The sequence below is a fragment of the Zoogloea sp. genome, assembly GCF_028689785.1.
GTDB lineage: Bacteria > Pseudomonadota > Gammaproteobacteria > Burkholderiales > Rhodocyclaceae > Zoogloea.
On sequence record NZ_JAQVCN010000014.1, the window covers coordinates 40394 to 57918 of the forward strand.

Annotated in this window: 16 protein-coding genes and 1 pseudogene; 12 read left to right on the plus strand and 5 right to left on the minus strand. The window is 66.7% G+C overall.

Going from position 1 to position 17525, the window contains the following annotated elements:
* Positions 1–8 precede the first annotated feature (8 nt).
* The 10 genes and pseudogenes from PHI64_RS08770 (at position 9) to PHI64_RS08815 (ending at position 10112) form a co-directional block, all read left to right on the plus strand.
* Positions 9–406: pseudogene (locus tag PHI64_RS08770) on the plus strand (6-carboxytetrahydropterin synthase).
* Between the two features lie 31 nt (positions 407–437).
* A complete protein-coding gene (locus tag PHI64_RS08775; RefSeq protein ID WP_299881686.1) occupies positions 438–2528 on the plus strand; it encodes a TonB-dependent receptor in 2091 nt (696 codons plus the stop codon).
* Positions 2529–2575: 47 nt separating this feature from the next.
* Positions 2576–3304 carry an ABC transporter ATP-binding protein gene (locus PHI64_RS08780; protein ID WP_299881690.1) on the plus strand — a complete coding sequence of 243 codons (729 nt, stop codon included), beginning with the start codon at positions 2576–2578 and terminating at the stop codon, positions 3302–3304.
* The gene (locus PHI64_RS08785) at positions 3301–4713 is read left to right on the plus strand and encodes a DUF3526 domain-containing protein (protein ID WP_299881694.1); all 1413 of its coding nucleotides are present in this window, start codon (positions 3301–3303) and stop codon (positions 4711–4713) included. The genes PHI64_RS08780 and PHI64_RS08785 overlap by 4 nt, the downstream gene beginning before the upstream one ends.
* Positions 4710–6095: a DUF3526 domain-containing protein gene (locus PHI64_RS08790; RefSeq protein WP_299881696.1), complete on the plus strand. Its 1386-nt coding sequence runs from the start codon at positions 4710–4712 to the stop codon at positions 6093–6095. The genes PHI64_RS08785 and PHI64_RS08790 overlap by 4 nt, the downstream gene beginning before the upstream one ends.
* Positions 6096–6132: 37 nt before the next feature.
* Positions 6133–6873 carry a ZIP family metal transporter gene (locus PHI64_RS08795; protein ID WP_299881699.1) on the plus strand — a complete coding sequence of 247 codons (741 nt, stop codon included), beginning with the start codon at positions 6133–6135 and terminating at the stop codon, positions 6871–6873.
* Between the two features lie 17 nt (positions 6874–6890).
* Complete coding sequence (locus PHI64_RS08800) at positions 6891–7544, plus strand: DUF1826 domain-containing protein (RefSeq protein ID WP_299881702.1); 654 nt, start codon at positions 6891–6893, stop codon at positions 7542–7544.
* Between the two features lie 5 nt (positions 7545–7549).
* Positions 7550–8212: an ABC transporter ATP-binding protein gene (locus PHI64_RS08805; RefSeq protein WP_299881705.1), complete on the plus strand. Its 663-nt coding sequence runs from the start codon at positions 7550–7552 to the stop codon at positions 8210–8212.
* Positions 8209–9498, plus strand: coding sequence for an FtsX-like permease family protein (locus PHI64_RS08810; protein WP_299881708.1), 1290 nt, complete (start codon positions 8209–8211; stop codon positions 9496–9498). The genes PHI64_RS08805 and PHI64_RS08810 overlap by 4 nt, the downstream gene beginning before the upstream one ends.
* Before the next feature lie 11 nt (positions 9499–9509).
* Positions 9510–10112 (plus strand): DUF3299 domain-containing protein, encoded by a 603-nt coding sequence (locus PHI64_RS08815; RefSeq protein ID WP_299881711.1) that lies wholly within the window; start codon positions 9510–9512, stop codon positions 10110–10112.
* Positions 10113–10133: 21 nt separating this feature from the next.
* Here the strand turns inward: PHI64_RS08815 and PHI64_RS08820 are convergent, their stop codons facing one another.
* The 3 genes from PHI64_RS08820 to PHI64_RS08830 are packed head-to-tail and all read right to left on the minus strand — an operon-like array spanning position 10134 to position 13775.
* Entirely contained in the window at positions 10134–10874 is a 741-nt protein-coding gene (locus tag PHI64_RS08820; protein ID WP_299881716.1) for a fumarate reductase iron-sulfur subunit, read from the minus strand.
* A gap of 55 nt (positions 10875–10929) precedes the next feature.
* Complete coding sequence (locus PHI64_RS08825) at positions 10930–12909, minus strand: fumarate reductase flavoprotein subunit (RefSeq protein WP_299881719.1); 1980 nt, start codon at positions 12907–12909, stop codon at positions 10930–10932.
* 2 nt (positions 12910–12911) lie between these two features.
* Positions 12912–13775, minus strand: a complete 864-nt coding sequence (locus PHI64_RS08830) for a fumarate reductase cytochrome b subunit (RefSeq protein ID WP_299881721.1) — start codon at positions 13773–13775, stop codon at positions 12912–12914.
* 294 nt (positions 13776–14069) lie between these two features.
* Here PHI64_RS08830 and PHI64_RS08835 point away from each other — a divergent pair, with 294 nt between their 5' ends.
* On the plus strand, positions 14070–14522 hold the full coding sequence (locus PHI64_RS08835; protein ID WP_299881723.1) for a YaiI/YqxD family protein: 453 nt from the start codon (positions 14070–14072) through the stop codon (positions 14520–14522).
* 8 nt (positions 14523–14530) lie between these two features.
* On the opposite strand, the gene PHI64_RS08840 is transcribed toward PHI64_RS08835, so the two are convergent.
* Positions 14531–15505 carry a cation diffusion facilitator family transporter gene (locus PHI64_RS08840; RefSeq protein WP_299881726.1) on the minus strand — a complete coding sequence of 325 codons (975 nt, stop codon included), beginning with the start codon at positions 15503–15505 and terminating at the stop codon, positions 14531–14533.
* A 7-nt stretch (positions 15506–15512) separates the two neighbouring features.
* Positions 15513–16394, minus strand: coding sequence for a ThiF family adenylyltransferase (locus PHI64_RS08845; RefSeq protein WP_299881729.1), 882 nt, complete (start codon positions 16392–16394; stop codon positions 15513–15515).
* Positions 16395–16659: 265 nt separating this feature from the next.
* Between PHI64_RS08845 and PHI64_RS08850 the strand changes: the two genes are divergently transcribed.
* Complete coding sequence (locus PHI64_RS08850) at positions 16660–17445, plus strand: PEP-CTERM/exosortase system-associated acyltransferase (protein WP_299881732.1); 786 nt, start codon at positions 16660–16662, stop codon at positions 17443–17445.
* The last annotated feature ends 80 nt before the right edge of the window (positions 17446–17525 follow it).

The following is a 17525-nucleotide window of genomic DNA, read 5'->3' on the forward strand; positions in this document are numbered from 1 at the left end:
AACCCGCCATGCACGAACTCTCCCGCGCCTTCCTCTTCGAGGCCGCCCACACCCTGCAACGGCACATCGGCACCGAGGGCAGCCGGCGCATCCACGGCCACAGCTACCGCGCCACCATCACCCTGGCCGGAGTACCGGACCCGTCACCGGCATGCTCATCGACATCGGCCACCTGGACACCCTCCTCGCCGACACCCGCGATGCCCTCGACCACCGCTTCCTCGACGACGTGCCCGGCCTGGGCCCCGCCACCCTGGAGAACCTGTGCAGCTTTCTGTGGGCGCAACTCGCCCCCCGCCTGCCTCTGCTTCACCGGGTCACGGTCAGCCGCGACCTGTCCGGCGACGCCTGCAGCCTCTCGCGACGCGCCCTCCAGCAAGTGCCCTCGCCTTGCGCAATGCCCTGACACCCCAACCCTGTTCAAGACCACGCTGCCCATGCCCGCAACCTTCCTCCGAACACCTCCCTCGCCCACCGTCCTCCTGATTGCCGCGGCCCTTTCCGGCGCGACCGACCTGGCCGTCGCCGACGACACGCCCGTCCTGCCCACCGTCCGCGTCTCCCCAGAGACCGCCCTCCCTCGGGCAGGTGCGCGGCTCAAACTGAGGAATGACAGCACAGCCCTCCCCTCCGCGGTCTCCGTCGTCACCGCCGATGAGCTGGAGAGCATCAATGTGGGGCGAGACATCGCTGCCATCTACCGACGGGTGCCCGGCGTCGTCGCCAACAACATCGACCAGGGCGATACGGGCGTCGGCTTCCGGATGCGGGGCTTTACCACCCAGGGCACCCACGGGGCCGACACCGCCGTTTATGTGGACGGCGTGCCGCAGAACATCCCGTCCAGCCAGAGCGGAGCTGGCCACGGCCCGGTCTTTCTCGAATGGCTCACCCCCGAGATGATCGAACGCATTGAGGTCATCAAAGGGCCGATTTCGTCCCTTCACGGTGATCAGAACCGTGCCGGCGCCGTCGACATCACGACGGCGAAAGGCGGCGACCAGCCCTCCAGCGTGGGCATCACGCTAGAAAGCTACAACGGCAAGCGGGCCAATCTGGTCCTGTCGAACACGCTCGAGAGCGTGGATTCCCTGTTCATTGCCGACCTGTACCGCGCCGACGGCTACCGCCATGCCTCCCGAACCGAGCGGGACAGCTTCTTCTGGAAGCTCTCCACCCGCCACCAGGGCACAGACTACGCGCTGCGGCTGAGTCACTACCGCTCGGATTTCGAAGCCGCAGGCTACCTCCTGTACTCCGACCTCAAGGCCGGGCTGGACCCGCGCTCGACCCAATTCGACAACCCCGGATACGGTTCGGCCGAGCGCACATCCCTGGTCTTCAATGCCGCTCCGGCCCAAGGCCCGGACGGCATCCATGGCAGCGGGTACATCGAACAGTTCGAGCGGACCCGAGCCATCGCCGCCAGCAACACCGCCCATAACGTCACCACCGATGACCGGGTGATCATGGGAGGGCGCCTGTTCAATAGCCTGACCCTGGCGCAGAACACCCTGCTGACGTTCGGAGGTGAGCTTCGCCGCGACAACGGCGATGCCTTCCGACAGCGCTACAGCAGCGGACAGGCCACCGCCAGCTACCTGAACAACTACGACATGGACCTGCTGACCTACGGGCTGTTTGCCCAGGGTCAGTATCGTCCCTGGCCTACGTTCAAGCTGCTGGGCGGCCTGCGCCACGATTGGTTCGACTACGACATCCGGAACCGCAAGCTCCCCGGCGCATCGACCTCGTACCAGGGCAGCGTCACAACACCCAAGCTCGGCGTGGTATGGCATGCAACAGAGGCCCTGGAACTCTTCGCCAATGCGGCGGAAGGCTTCCGCTCCCCCTATGCCGAACAGATCTCGCCCGCAGGCACCCTCGGTCCCCTCGGGAGTCCGGGCGGCAAGCTGAACACGGACATCGGCGCCTCCAAGGTCCGCTCCTACGACCTGGGCTTCACCGCCAGCCCACGCCCTGGCTGGACGCTGTCCGGCACGGCCTACCAGATCACCAACCAGGACGAGATCGTCATGATCTCCGCCGACACCTATGCTTCCGTCGGTGAAACCACCCGCCGGGGCTTCGAGGTGGAAACCCGAATGACGCTCACGTCCGCGCTGTCGGCCTACGCCAACTACGCCCGCATCACCGAAGCGCGGATCCGCAATCCCCTGCCAAACACGGGCGCCCTGCTGTCGGTTCCCGGACATCAGGTGAAGGCCGGCGTGGAGCACCGCAACACGCTTCTGGGCGGGCGTCTGACCGTGAACGCCGATGTCTATGCCTTCTCGGATGTGCCCTTCTACCAGGGCACCCCACAGACCCACGTGGCAGACATGCCCGCTTACGTCCGCTATGACCTCAGGGCCCGATTCGAGAGCGGCCCCTATCAGGTGGCCACCTATCTGGTGTTCCAGCCCAATGCCTATGCCAGCGACGCCGCCTACGGGGCCAGCGCCGGCCTGATGGTCTCCCCCATGCCTCGCACCCTGATCGGCACGTCACTCCGCTATGCATTCTGAGGCCCTGAGATCGCGCATCACCGCGCCCACGGAACCGAGGCTGCGCCATGGCTGATCCGGTACTGAACGTCGAACAACTCGTCGTCGAGTTCCAGGGAAGCCGGGCGGTCGATGCCATCGATCTGAAGGTATCTGCCGGTACCGTCTATGCCCTGCTGGGTGGCAACGGGGCAGGCAAGACAACCACGCTCAACTGCCTTCTCGGATTCGTACGCCCCACGAGCGGCCGGGTCAGCGTCGGCGGCATCGCCCTCTCGGAGACCCCCTCTGCCGCGCGCCGGCTGCTGGCCTACCTGCCTGAGAACGTCGCACTCTATCCGTACATGACAGGCGAAGAGAACCTGCGCTATTTCTGCGAAATTGCCGACCTGAAGATGGACCGCGCCCGCCTCCGTCAGCATCTGACAGAGGCGGGGCTTGCCTCTGCAGCCCACTCGGTCAAGCTCGGGAAGTACTCCAAAGGCATGCGCCAGAAGGTGGGGCTGGCCATTGCCCATGCACGCCGTGCCCAGGCCATGCTGCTCGACGAACCCACCTCCGGACTGGACCCGGGTGCCGCCAATGAGCTCAGCCGACGCCTGCGCCAGTCGGCAAACAGCGGCATGGCCATCCTGATGGCCACCCACGACCTGTTCAACGCCAGGCAGGTAGCCGACAGGATCGGGATCATGCAGCGGGGGCGCCTGGTTGCCGAATTTGACGCATCGTCAGTCACCCACGAAGAACTGGAGCACACCTACCTTACCCACGCCGGCACAGCCCGGGAGCGACCATGACGATGCTGCTCAGCAAGGAAGTCTGGGCGATTGTCCGCGATGGCCGTCTGGTGACGCTGGCAGTTGCACTCCTCGTCATCCTGGCCGGCGCCCTGCACGCATCGAGCCTGCGCGAGCACGAGCAGACCCGCGAGCGGACGGAGATCGAACGCATCACGCGTCAGCAATGGGACAACCAGGGGCATCAGCACCCCCATCGGGGGGCCCATTTCGGCATCTATGTGTTCCAGCCGAAGGCCCCGCTATCGGTGATCGATCCGGGCATCCTGGACTATGTGGGACAGGCGCTGTGGCTGGAACCCCATCGCCGTAACTTCATGCGCTTCCGTCCCGCCGTGGACGCGCCCCCCCACACCCGGCTGGGTCTCCCCACACCCGCCTTCCTGCTCACATCCATACTGCCTCTGCTGATCATTGGCTTTGCATTCAACGCCGTCTCGGAAGAGCGGGAGAGCGGCACCCTGCGCATGCTTCACGGGGCCGGACTTGCGCCGGTCCGGCTGATTGTGGCCAAACTTGCGGCACAACTGGGCGTCCTCGCCCTCTGGCTGATCTTTCTGCTGGCCGTCACCTGGGTCGTCTTTGTGCAGGCGCCGCCAGACGGCGATGCGCTGCTCCGTACCGCAGCCCTCGGCATCGGCTACTTGCTGTACTACCTGACCTTCTGTGCGCTCGCACTGGCGGCCTCGACACTTTTCCGCCACAGCCGGACGGCCCTGCTGACCCTGATCGTGATATGGGCCCTGTTCGCACTCGTCGTCCCCCGCCTGGGCAGTGCTGTCGCCAGCGCAGGCACGCCGCTCCCAACCGCCGAGCAATTCTGGACACAGATCCGGCACGACTACGAACACGGCCTGCCGGGAGACCTCAGCCTGGCCGACCAGGTGGCACAGTTCGAAGCCGAGCAGTTGCGCCAGAACGGAGTCGGCCGCGTGGAGGACCTGCCCTTCGGCATCAATGCAGTGCGCCGCCTGTTCCGCGACGCTTACAGTGACAAGGTACACACCCATCACTTCGAGCGGCTCGGCCGGGCCCATGATGCCCAGACCCAGGCCTTGCGGTGGACAGCCTTGTTCAGCCCCAGCCTGGCCATGCAAGCCTTCTCCGCAACCCTGGCCGGCACGGACATGGCCCATCAGCGGCATTTCGAACACGCCGCCGAGGCCTATCGGCGCTACATCAACACCACGATAGACCGCTGGGATGCCGACAACACCCATGGCGTCAGCTCATTTGATGCGCGCTACGCCGACAACCAGCTCTGGCGGGCCATCAAACCTTTCGAGTACCACCCGCCCGACGCAGCCTTCGCCTGGCGCGCAGCCTGGCCGGATCTCCTGACGCTGCTGGGCTGGAGCACGCTGGCGACGGCTCTTCTGATCATTCTGGGCCGGAGGCTCACACCATGATCCGACCACTCATGCAGGCGGAATGGCTCCGCTTCCGGAGCCATCCGGGCAATCGCTGGATCATCGCGACCTTTCTTCTCGTCTTTCTGCTCAACGCGGCATGGTCGGGCTGGACTGCCCGCGAACATCGCCACCAGCAGGTGGCCGAGGCACAAGCATGGCGAACGATGCTCGAACACGAGCGAAGCGGCTTGCTCGGCACGCCCAAGGCCGGGGAAAGCCTCGAACAGAAAGCGCGCACTGCCTTCGAATTTGCCCGGCACGGCTCGCCCCCCGCACAACTCCCCACCCTTGGAGGGCTGACGCTCGGCACCACTGCGCTCAAGCTGCTCAGCCCGGTGAGCCACGTCACTGTGACCAATCGTCAGGCCGATGATCGGAAAAGTGAGACATTGACCAATCCCCGGCTTGAAGCGATCGGCGAGATCGACTTCGCCACGCTGACAGCGCTGCTGCTCCCCATCCTCTGCATCTGCCTCTGCTACGGTCTGCTGCAGGAAGACAGGGCCAGCGGCATCTGGCGCCTGACCACCATGACCCATCCACAGGCGTGGCAGGTACTGGGTGCCAGCCTCCTCATTCGCTGGTGCGTGGTGCTCCTCTGCCTGGCTCTGCCGTCGGCCCTGGCCTTCGGCCTTGATCCAGGGGCATCGCTCCTCGCCTATCTGAGCTGGATCGCCGCCGGGGCCGGTTTTGCGGCCATCTGGATCATTCTGGGCGGACTGGCATGCCTCCTCCCGGTCAGCGCAGGCGCATCGGCATCGGCACTCCTGGCAGTGTGGATCGTCAGCAGCTTTGTGCTGCCTGCCACCCTCAGCGTTCAAGGCGACGCAAAGGCCCCCTCGCGGATGGCCAGCATTGCCGCCCTGCGCGTGATCCAGCTCGACGTGGACGAGCAGGCGCCCGCCCTCCTGGCACAGTGGTACGCGCAGAACGCAGATACCACCGTGCCCCGCCAGTCTCACGTTTGGCCCGTCAGCTTCATGCCGCGCTACACCGAGGAGAGTCTGCGCGCCCGCGCAATATTCCGTCGCTTCGACGCCTACCGGGCGACACGCGACTCGCGACTCGCAGCGTGGGCCTTGGTATCGCCGCCGATCGGCCTGCTGGATATCGCCGACCGTCTGGCCGGCATCGACGCCGCCCGCTACCACCGCTACGCCCTGGCAGTGGATGACTACGAAGACCGATGGCGCGACTACCTCACCCCAAGAATCATGTTCTACCGCGGCCTCACCCCGGCTGACCTGGATGCCCTGCCCACCTTTGCCTTTTCCAGCGCCCCCACCTCCGTGGCCTGGCCCCTGGTCCGTCTGTGGGTGTCGGCCCTGGTGCTGCTCCTCACCTTCCTGCTGTTCCGGCATCACGCGAATACACCATGACATCCCCCCCTTACCCTAGCTCGGAGCCCAGCCGCTGATGCATCCCCTCACCCACACCCTGGCGGCCTGTGCCGTCGGGGGCCTTCTCAGCATGGGGGCTGCCGCGCTGCTGACCTTCGGACTCCCCCGCCGCTGGCTGACGCGCATGGTCAGTTTCTCCACCGGTGTGCTGCTCGCCACCGCCTTCCTGGATCTGCTGCCGGAGGCCGCCGAGGCCGGTGTGGAGACCCACACCCTCTTTGCCCTGCTCCTCGCTGGCCTGCTTGGCTTCTTCTTTCTTGAAAAGGCCGCGCTATGGCGCCACAACCACGAGGCCCCCGCACACAGCCATGATCTGGCCCGAACGGTGCCGATCATCCTGCTGGGCGACACCGTGCACAATTTCACTGACGGCCTGATGCTGGCAGCTGCCTTCCTGGTAGATCCCCACCTGGGCTGGGCCACGACACTCGCCATCGCCGCCCACGAGATCCCCCAGGAGGCGGGCGACTTCATCCTGCTGCTCGCCGCCGGCTGGCGCCGGAGCCAGGCTTTGCTGTGGAACGGTCTGTCCAGCCTTGCCTCCATTCTGGGCGGCCTCATCGGGTACTTCTGGCTGAGCGACGCCGGGCGCTGGCTCCCCCATGTTCTCGTCATCGCCGCAGCCAGCTTCATCTATCTCGCCGTCTCCGACCTGATGCCCTGGTTACGCCAGGAAAAGGGCGACCTTGCCTGGCACGGAGGCTTCATGGCGGCCGGCATCGCCCTGCTTTCGGCCGGCATGGCCTTTCTCCACTGATCGCCACGGAGCCCACCATGAACGCACGCCACGATCTCCCCGCTCACGCCATTCATACCCTCGTCACCCACTCTCCGGCTGCGCTGGTCGGCATCTTCGAGCCGGACGTCCAGCTCGCCATCTGGCAACGCCCGGCAGATCCGCTCATCGCCGGCTACCTGGAGGCATCGAGACATGGCCTCGGACGCGGGCTGCGAACCACTCTTGAGGCCGGGCGATGCCCTGAGCTGGGGGAACTCCCCGACCACCCCGGCCGCGCGGCCCTGGCCAGGGACATCGGCCAGCTCGCCGAACTGCTGGGCGATCTGCTTGACTGCCCCCATATTGGCCTGCGCCTGGAGGTGATCGACAAAGCCATGTGCCCGCGCCTGCATGTGGACCGGGTCGGCATCCGCCTGCTGTGCACCTACCGGGGGCCGGGCACGGAATGGCTGGACGACACCGGCACCGATCGCAGCAAGCTGGGCAGTGGCGCGGGCGGCCTGCCCGACGACCAGTCTGGCCTGCTCGGCGCCGGGGCACAGATCCAGCGCATCCCCGGCTTCGCCGTGGCCCTGCTGAAGGGCAGCTTGTGGCAGGGCAATGGCGGCCGCGGAATCATCCATCGCTCTCCGGCGGTTCCGGCAGACGCCTTTCCCCGCGTGGTGCTGGCCGCGGACGGGGTATGGTGAGCCCCATGGCCCCGGCCATCCACATCCGCGACCTGCGCTTCGCCTGGCCAGGCCAGACGGCACCGTGTCTCACCCTGCCCGCTCTGGACGTGGATCAGGGTGAGCAAGTGTTCATCCAGGGGGAAAGCGGCGCCGGCAAGAGCACCCTGCTCAACCTCATCGGCGGCGTGCTGCTGCCCCGGGAAGGGCGCGTCCAGATCCTCGACCAAGCCCTGGACGCCCTGTCGGCCCCCGCCCGGGACCGTTTCCGGGTCGATCACATCGGCTTCATCTTCCAGCAGTTCAACCTGCTGCCCTATCTGTCTGCCCTCGACAATGTTCTCCTGCCCTGCCGCTTCTCCGCTACCCGGGCCCAGCGGGCCGGCCCCCGGCCCGTGGAGGCGGCACGTCGGCTCCTGGATGCCCTGGAGGTGGATGGCAGCGACGCAGCCCGGCCGGCGAACACCCTGTCCGTCGGGCAGCAACAGCGGGTGGCCGCAGCCCGGGCGCTGATCGGACGGCCGGCACTGATCCTCGCCGACGAGCCCACCTCGGCCCTCGACCCGCGCCGCCAGGACGCCTTCATCACGCTGCTGGGCAAGGAGGTGGCCGCCCATGGCAGCAGCCTTGTCCTGGTCAGCCACGACCCGCGCCTGGCATCCCGTTTCGATCGGTGCATCGCCCTATGAAGACCCTGCTATCCCTGGCCTGGGCCAGCGCCTGGAACCGGCGCCTGAGCCTCGCCCTCGCCGCCCTGTCCATCGCCCTGGCGGTCACCCTGCTGCTCTCCGTAACCCGGGCCCGTGAAGCCGCCCAGACACAGTTTGCCCAGTCGGCAGCCGGAGTGGACCTGGTGGTAGGGCCTCGTGGCAGCCCGGTGCAGCTGCTCCTGCACGCTGTCTTCCACCTGGGAGACGCCAGCCATACCCTGGCGTGGAAGAGCTATCAGACCCTGGCTGCAGACCCGCTGATTGCCTGGAGCCTCCCCCTCTCCCTGGGCGACTCCCACCGGGGCTTCCCGGTGCTGGGCAGCACACCCGAGTTCTTCCGCCACCTCGGAGACGGACAGCAGCAAGGCCTTGCTTTTGCCGATGGCCAGCCCTTCGCCGGTCTCTTCGAAGTTGTCATCGGCGCCGAGGTGGCAGCCCGCCTTGGCTACCAGACAGGCCGGCAGATCACCCTGCAGCATGGAAGCAGCCACCTGGACGCCCATCATCACGACGACGATGCCGCCCACCCCGAGCACGCCGACAAGCCCTTCCGGATCGTCGGCGTCCTGGCCCCCACCGGCACCCCCGTGGACCGGACCCTCATCGTGAGCCTGCCGGCACTGGAAGCGATCCACCTGGACTGGCAGGGCGGGATGCCCACGCCGGGCCTGAGCATTCCGGCCGATGCCGCAAACAAGTTCGACCTCACCCCCAAGCACCTCAACGCCGTACTGATCGGCCTTCATCAACGCACCGATGTGTTTCGCGTGCAGCGCCAGATCAATGCCTTTGGTGGCGAGCCTTTGATGGCCATCCTGCCGGGCCTGGCCATGGACGAGCTGTGGCAGCTCATGGGCAGTGTCGAACGCACCCTGCACGGACTGGCCTGGCTGGTGATGGCTGCAGGGCTGGCCGGGCTGGTGGCGGTGATCGTCGCCGGCCTGGGCGAGCGGCGGCGCGAACTCGCCATCCTGCGCTCGGTGGGCGCGGGCCGGCGCCACATCGTCGGGTTGCTGGTGCTGGAGGGCGCGCTGGTGACGGTCGCGGGAACTGCCCTGGGCGTGATGGTGGTGGAAACCGCCGGCCACCTGCTGGCCCCCTGGCTGAGGGCTCGCCTCGGGCTGGACCTTTCCGGTGCAACCCTGTCAATGGAGGCACTCCGAATCCTGGCCGTGGTGCTGGCCACCGGCCTCGCGGCGAGCCTGCTCCCGGCCTGGCGTGCCAGCCGGATGGCCCTGGCCGATGGCCTGCTGCCCCGGCTGTAATGGTGCTCATCATGCGCCACATCCGCCTTGCTGCCGGCCTGCTTGCTATTTCACTTGCCAGCGCCCATGCCCAGACACCCCGTGGAGACGTGGGGTTCCGGATCGGAGAACGTCTGCCCGGCAGCGGCGCCCAGCGCGAAGCCAACTACCGGGACATCACCTGGGACGATCTGCTGCCCAAAGACTGGAACCCGATGGCAGCCTTCAAGGGGCTCGACTTCTCCCGCCTCAAGGACAACGACCCGCGGGCCATCGAGGCGCTGGAGAGGATCAAGCGGGCCTGGGACGAGGCCCCCGTCAGCACTACGCTGCAGGGGCAGCGGGTCCGGTTGCCGGGCTTCGTGATCCCCCTGGAACGCCGGGGCAAGCTGACCCGCGAATTCCTGCTGGTCCCCTACTTCGGCGCCTGCATCCACGTTCCGCCACCGCCCGCCAACCAGATGATCCACGTGATCGCCCGCAGACCGGTGGCCGGGCTCAACACCATGGACCCGGTATGGGTCAGTGGCACCCTGAGCATCCACCGCGCCGAAACGGGCATGGGCATCGCCGGCTACCGGCTTGCCGGTGACACGACCCTGCCCTATACCGGCACCGGCACCGGCAAACCTTGATCCTGCCCGACGCGCTGCGGCTTAAAGGCCGCTAGCCACCATCTTGCGGCGCAGGAAGGCAATCTGGGTCTGCAAGGGCAGGCCCTTGGGGCAGACGTCCTGACAGGCCAGCAGGCTCATGCAGCCGAACACGCCGGTGTCGTCACCGATGAGCTGATAGAAGTCGTCGTCACTGCGCTCGTCGCGGGGGTCGAGGCGGAAGCGGGCGATCTTGTTGAGGCCGATGGCACCGACAAACTCCTCGCGCATGCGCAGGGTGCCGCAGCCGGCCACGCAGCAGCCGCACTCGATGCAGCGGTCGAGTTCGTAGATGGCCTCGGCCAGCTCGGGCTCCATGGGCGCCTCAAGGGCCGTGAGATCGGCCTCCTGGCTGCTGTGGACCCAGGTTTCGAGACGTTCGGCGGTGCCACGCATCCACTTGCCGGTGTTCACCGACAGATCGCCGATCAGTTCGAAGACCGGTAGCGGGGCCAGGGTGATGAGCGGGTCCAGATCGCGGGTCAGGCTACGGCAGGCCAGGCCGGGCTTGCCGTTGATGAGCATGCCGCAGCTGCCGCAGATACCGGCGCGGCACACGAAGTCAAACTGCAACGCAGGGTCCAGGGTTTCGCGAACCTCGTTGAGGGCGATGAACAGGGTCATGCCCTCGGCCTCTTCAAGGTGGAAATCCTGCCAGTGGGGGGCGACGCCCTCGGTCGGGCTGCTACGCAGGATGCGCAGAGTCAGGGCACGATGCCCGCTGCTCACGGCATTCTTCTTCATGATCCATACCCCTTGCGGGTGTCGTCATCATGGGAGGGGGCGGAGGTCGGGGCGATCATGACGTTTCTCCAAGTCGTGCATTGCGGCCACGGAAGCGCGACGGGATCAGGTGATCGAAGGGCATCAGGGCCTGCTGAACGGTAAAACGGTCGGCATGCCCGAAAGCACTGCGGATGGCGCTGATTTCGGCGGCACGACCGGCAGTGGCCGGGTGTTCGATGGCGTTGCGGGCGCCATAGCCGCGCCAGCCCGGCGGCAGCTCCATGGCGGTCACATCGAGGGCTTCGTAGTCGAGAGTCGGCAAGGTCTGGAAGTCATCGTGCCAGGTGGCCAGGGTGCGCTTCAGCCAGCTGGCGTCGTCGCGGCGGGGATAGTCCTCGCGGAAATGGGCACCCCGGCTCTCGGTACGCTGCAGGGCGCCATAGGCCACGCAGAGGGCCAGCTTGAGCATCTTCTGCACCCGGTAGGCAGTGACCAGCTCCGGGTTGGCCCCCGGCCGGCGGGTACGCAGGCCAATGCGCCGGCTGCGCACCAGCAGGCCCTGCAATTCCTCCACGGCCGAATGGAGCAGCTCGCCCGTACGAAAGATGCCCACCTTGTCGGTCATGATGTCCTGCATGCGGCGCATCAGCTCGGCACCGCTCTCGGTTCCATTGCCGTGCAGCAAGGTGTCGAGCTTGGCCTGCTCGGCATCGAGGCACTCCCGCACGAGAGCGGTGCTCACCTGCAACTCGCCGGCAGCGGACTCGACGAAGTCAGCCATGTTCTCGCCCACGATCATGCCGGCCACCACGGTTTCGGCCACCGAGTTGCCGCCCAGACGGTTGAAACCGTGCAGATCCCAGCAGGCCGCTTCGCCACAGGCGAACAGCCCCTTCAGGCCCCGGGCGTGGCCGCGGGCATCGGTGCGGATGCCGCCCATGGAATAGTGCTGGGCCGGGCGCACGGGAATCAGGTCGCGGGACGGGTCGATACCCAGGAAGTGCTGGCAGATCTCCTTCACCTCCCGCAGCTTGCCGTCGATGTGCGCGGCACCAAGCAGGGTGATGTCCAGCCACAGGTGCTCACCGAAGCGGCTCTTCACCCCGTGGCCGGCGCGGATGTGCTCCTCCATGCGCCGCGACACCACATCGCGGGAGGCCAGCTCTTTCTTCTCCGGCTCGTAGTCAGGCATGAAGCGATGCCCTGCGGCGTCCTTCAGCAGCCCGCCATCGCCGCGGCAACCCTCGGTGACGAGGATGCCGGCGGGGAAGATGGTGGTGGGGTGAAACTGCACCGCCTCCATGTTGCCCAGGCAGGCTGCACCGGTCTCCAGGGCGATGGCGGCGCCGATGCCCTCGTTGATCACCGCGTTGGAGGTGACCCGGTAGATGCGCCCGAAACCACCGGTGGCGATACAGGTGGCCTTGGCCACGTAGGCCGTCAGCTCGCCACTCACCAGGTTGCGCACCACGGCGCCATGGCAGCGCCCGCCTTCGTGGATCAGGGCCAGGGCCTCCATGCGCTCGTGCACCGGGATGCTCTCCGCCACAGCCTGGTCGCTGACCGCGTACAGCATGGCGTGGCCGGTGCCGTCGGAGACGTAACAGGTGCGCCATTTCTTGGTGCCGCCGAAATCCCGGGCAGCGATCAGGCCGTGGGCCGCCTGCCCCTCGGTGAGGGTCACGCGCTTGCCGTCCATGATCACCTCCCGGTCACCGGCCTTGATCCGGTTCCAGGGCACGCCCCAGGCCGCCAGCTCGCGCACCGCCTGGGGAGCCGTATGCACGAACAGGCGTGCCACGTCCTGGTCACAGCCCCAGTCGGAGCCGCGCACGGTGTCTTCGAAATGCACGTCCTCGTTGTCGCCCTCGCCTTTGACGGTGTTGCCCAGGCTGGCCTGCATGCCCCCCTGGGCGGCAGCCGAATGGGAACGCTTGGGTGGCACCAGGCTGAGGATGATCACGTCGTGGCCGCGGCGGCGTGCCCCCACGGCAGCACGCAGGCCAGCCAGGCCACCGCCCACGACCAGCACATCGGTATAGATGATGCGCATGTTCAGCCCCCCGGACGCCGCGACAGGGCGAACTCCAGCTCGCCGAGCTTCACTGCCGAGGCCCGCTGCGGTACGTAACGCTCGCCAGCCTTGTCGGCATGGGCGATGCCCAGCTGCACGTAGGCCAGCAGGCTGGCCAGGCCTAGGCCCAGGAAGAACACGCTGAAGGCCGTCTTGGCCGCCCGCAGGCGGCGCCGGGTGGCGGCCGGGTCACGCCCCTCCAGCCAGCCCCATTTGAGGGCCAGGCGATACAGGCCGATGCTGCCGTGAATCTCTACTGCGAACAGCAGCAGCAGGTAGAGGGGCCACATATTGCCAGTCCAGATCCGGTCAGCGGACTCATAGGGGCCGATCAGCTCGGGCTGGGTAAGCATGCCGTACAGGTGCACCGTGCCCAGGAAGAACAGGGCAAAACCGGTCCACAACTGGATCCACCACAGGCCGGTGTCGCCGTGGCGCAGTTGCGCCTTGTGCTCGGCAAACACCTTGTATTGGCGGAAATTGGCCGGAAACTTGCGCATCGCCAGCCAGGCATGGGCGACGAACACCGTCAGCACCACCCCGACCACCCCGGACACCAGCCAGGGCCGAGGCTCAGCCAGAAAGTAGGCGCCTTCGAAGAAGCGCGCCACGGCGTAGAAGGCCTCCTTGCTGATCAGGATGGACGAGACGAAGAACATATGGCCAACCAGGAACAGGGCCAGAAACAGGCCGGAGGCACTCTGCAGCAGGTCGAGGCGGGCCGGCCAGCGGCTCTTGCGCGTACGCACCTGCACAGCCTGAGCCGAGCGGGCCGCGGCCTCGGGCAGCGGGCGCACCGGCGCAAGGGGGCGGGCAATGCCCGAGGAATCGAAGGAGCTATCCATGATGGGGAGACCTCGTAAGACACCTCCCCCGACGGGGAGGGGGTGAAACCGGCCGACGGCCACGTCCGGCAGGCGCCGTACCGGCCCCTGCCGGGCCCGGACACACCGGAACCCTTGTCTCCTCTGTCTTTGTTGTACGTGGCAAGGCTGTTGTGGATTGAATGTAGCACAGCTTGCTGCGCTGCAACATGCCTGCATGTTGCAGCGCATGCCGACCGCCACGCCCGGGCCCGCCCCACCGGCAAGCCCTCCGGTGACGCTACACTGGGGCTCCCTCAGCCCTCAAGCACCATCATGCACATCTGGATCGATGCGGACGCCTGCCCCGGCGTCATCAAGGAAATCCTCTTCCGCGCCGCCGAACGCCTGCATATCGACACCACGCTGGTCGCCAACCGCCTGTTGCACACGCCGCCCTCGCGTTTCATCCGCGCCGTCCAGGTGCCCGCCGGCTTCGATGTGGCCGACGCCCACATCGTCGAGCAGGTGGTCAGCGGCGACCTGGTGATCACCGCCGACATCCCCCTCGCCGCAGCCGTCCTCGAACGAGGCGCCCACGCCCTTAACCCCCGGGGCGAGATGTACACAACGGCCAACATCGCCGAGCGCTTGTCGATGCGGAATTTTCTGGAGGAGTTGCGCAGCAGCGGGGTACAGACCGGTGGCCCGTCCGCATTCAGCCAGGCCGACCGCCAGGCTTTCGGCGCTGCCCTGGACCGCTTCCTGGCCCGACTGCCGCGCCCTTGAGCGCGCCCTCAGCCCACCACGTGGGGCGCCGGGCAGCCGTCGTCGATACCGTCGATTTCGATCTGGATGGTGGGATGATGGATGCGGAAGCGCTGGGCCAGCACCTGCGCCAACTCGGTGAAGAAGGCGTCGCCGGGGTGGCCGGCGGGCATTACCAGATGTGCAGTCAGAGCCACCTCGGACGTGCCCAGGGCCCACACGTGGAGGTCGTGCACCCCCGTAACGCCTGGCAGGCTGCGCAGCCAGGCATGCACCTCAAGCAGGTCGATGCCCTCTGGCACACCGTCGAAGGCCAGATGCAGGGACTGGCGCAGCAGACCCCAAGTGCCCAGCACGATCACCAGCGCAATCACCAGGCTCATCACCGGGTCGAGCCAGGCCCAGCCGAACAGCAGGTAGAGCACGCCCGCAGCCACCACCCCCAGGGACACCAGGGCATCGGCTGCCATGTGCAGGAAGGCGCCCTGTATGTTGAGATCATCCTTACGGCCCGCCATGAACAGGGCGGCGGTAATGCCATTGACGAGCACACCGATGGCGGCCACAACGATCACCGTCCACCCAGCCACCGGCTCCGGGGCCTGCAGGCGCTGGAAGGCCTCGACGGCCAGCGCCCCCATGGCCACCAGCAGCAACACGGCATTGGCCAGGGCGGCCAGGATCGACGCCCGCTGCCAGCCGTAGGTGCGCCGCCGGGTCGGCGCCAGACGGCCAGCCAACGCCGCCCCCCAGGCGAGGATCAGGCCAGCGACGTCGGAAAGGTTGTGCCCGGCATCGGCCAGCAAGGCCAACGAGCCGGCCTTCCAGCCATACAGGGCCTCGACCACCACGAAGCCAATGTTGAGGACCACTCCGATGGCGAAAGCCCGATTCCAGTCGTCCGGCCCCGGCGCGGGATGGGCGTGCCCGTGATGCCCGTGGCTGTGCCCGGCATGCCCGTGTTCATGGCCGTGGGAACCGGCGTGGTGATGATCGTGACTCACCGGGGACTCAGCGTTTGGCGGACTTCATCGCGCGCAGCTGGCGCCGGGCCACAAACAGCCCGATCTGCTGCACGGGATTACGGTTACCCCACGGCCGCCAGGTCTTGATATAGCGGTTGCGGTAAGCGTCGAACTGATATCCCCATGGGGCGCACAGCACCTCTCCACGCCCAAGCAGGATCTTCAGAGCCTCGGTTGCCGTCACCCCCGCACATAGCTGGCAGGCCGCGATGGTGCTGGGGCCGCGGCGGGCGGCAAAGTCCACCCGCGACGGATCGACCACATAGGCACGCTGCAGCATGGCCGGTGACAGCCCGAGCAGGAAGCGCACGGCCATCTCGTCCTCGTCGCAGCCCTCAAGACGGAAATATTCTTCGAAGGACATCCGGCCGGGCAAGAAACTGAGCACCGCCGTCCCCATGCCCAGGGGTGCCGCCGTCACCGCCGGCACGCCCTTGGCATGGCAAGCATAGAAAGTGTCGCGGCGGGCCTGGAAGGCAAAGAAATCGAGGCCATCCACGTAGAGATCGACCCCGTCGAGAAAGGCATCCAGATTGCCTGCATGGACCCCTTCCCCAAACACCTTGATGTCGAGCTCGGGGTTGATCTGCCGGGCCATCTCAACCATGACCTCGACCTTGGGACGACCTAGAGTGGACATCATGGCCCCGGCCTGACGATTGAAATTGACCAGGTCGAAGGTGTCCATCTCGGCCACATGGAAAGCCCCGATCCCCAGCCGGGCCAGGCTCAGGAGATGGACGCCGCCAACGCCGCCGACACCGGCAATGGCGATCCGCTTGCCTCGCAGGGCCGCCTGTTCGGCTTCGGTCACCCAGCCGATGTTGCGGGCAAAAGCCTCGTCGTAGCGAAAGAGACCTTCAGACATGGGATGTGCTTCCGTCAGCCAGGGAATGCCTATGATACGACAGTTCGACGAGCCTGCCCGGTCGCTGCAGGTCGCCAACAGGCAGGCATCAACATGAAGGCATCATCCCATGTTCATGGCGGTGGTACCCTTGGCGACGCGGGGCATCATCGCGCCACGGCCAGCACCCACATGCCTATATCTTTGCCCCAGCCTTCAAGGTTTGTCCGTTGCGGGTCGTTTACGTGCCATGCCGAAACGTTTGATCAAAGGGGACTAGCCCGCCATGTCGTTACTTGACCGCTTCAGTTTGGGCGAAGGCTTCAAGAAGTACTTCGAGATTTCCTCGGCGTTCGACGAGGAATCCCGCAATGCCGTGTTCGGCATCCGCCACGAGGTGTATTGTGAGGAGCTGGGTTTCGAGCCGGTTCGCCCCGACCGCCGCGAGACCGACGAATACGATCGTCACAGCCTGCACTGCCTGCTGCGCACAGCTAATGCGCCGCAGACCCTGGTGGGCTGCAACCGCTTGGTGCTGGCCCGCCCTGAAGACCCGGACTATCCCCTACCCTTCGAGCGTACCTGCGCCGCCACCATCAACCGCAGCATCATCGACCCGGCACGCCAGCCCCGGGGCGCCATCGCCGAAGTGTCACGCCTGGCCGTACGCGCCCAGTACCGGCGCCGGAAGGGCGAGACCAAGGCAGCGGTGGCCCTCAGCGACGAGGACTTCGGCACCCAGAACCAGCCGCGCTTCCCATACATCCCCATCGGCCTCTACCTGGCCATCGTCGCCATGGCCAAACGGGAGGGCATAGAAACCCTGTTCGTGCTGACCGAGCCGCGCCTGGCCGAGCATTTCTCCAAGCTGGGGGTCAAGATCACCCAGATTGGCGGGCCGGTGGAACACCGGGGCACCCGCATTCCCTCCATGATGGATGTGGAGGCGATCATCAAGGGCCTGCGCTTCTTCGTGAAACCGATCTGGCGCGCCATCGAAGCCCAGGTAGACGCCGGTTACACGGCCCCCGGCCGGCCGGTGTTCGACACCCCCCTTCAATCTGGCGGCTGATTCCGGCCCTCCGGCAGGCACACGGCCGGGCACTCAGCCCGCCTGCTGTCACGGGCCTGCAACCCCTAAAGCATAGGCTG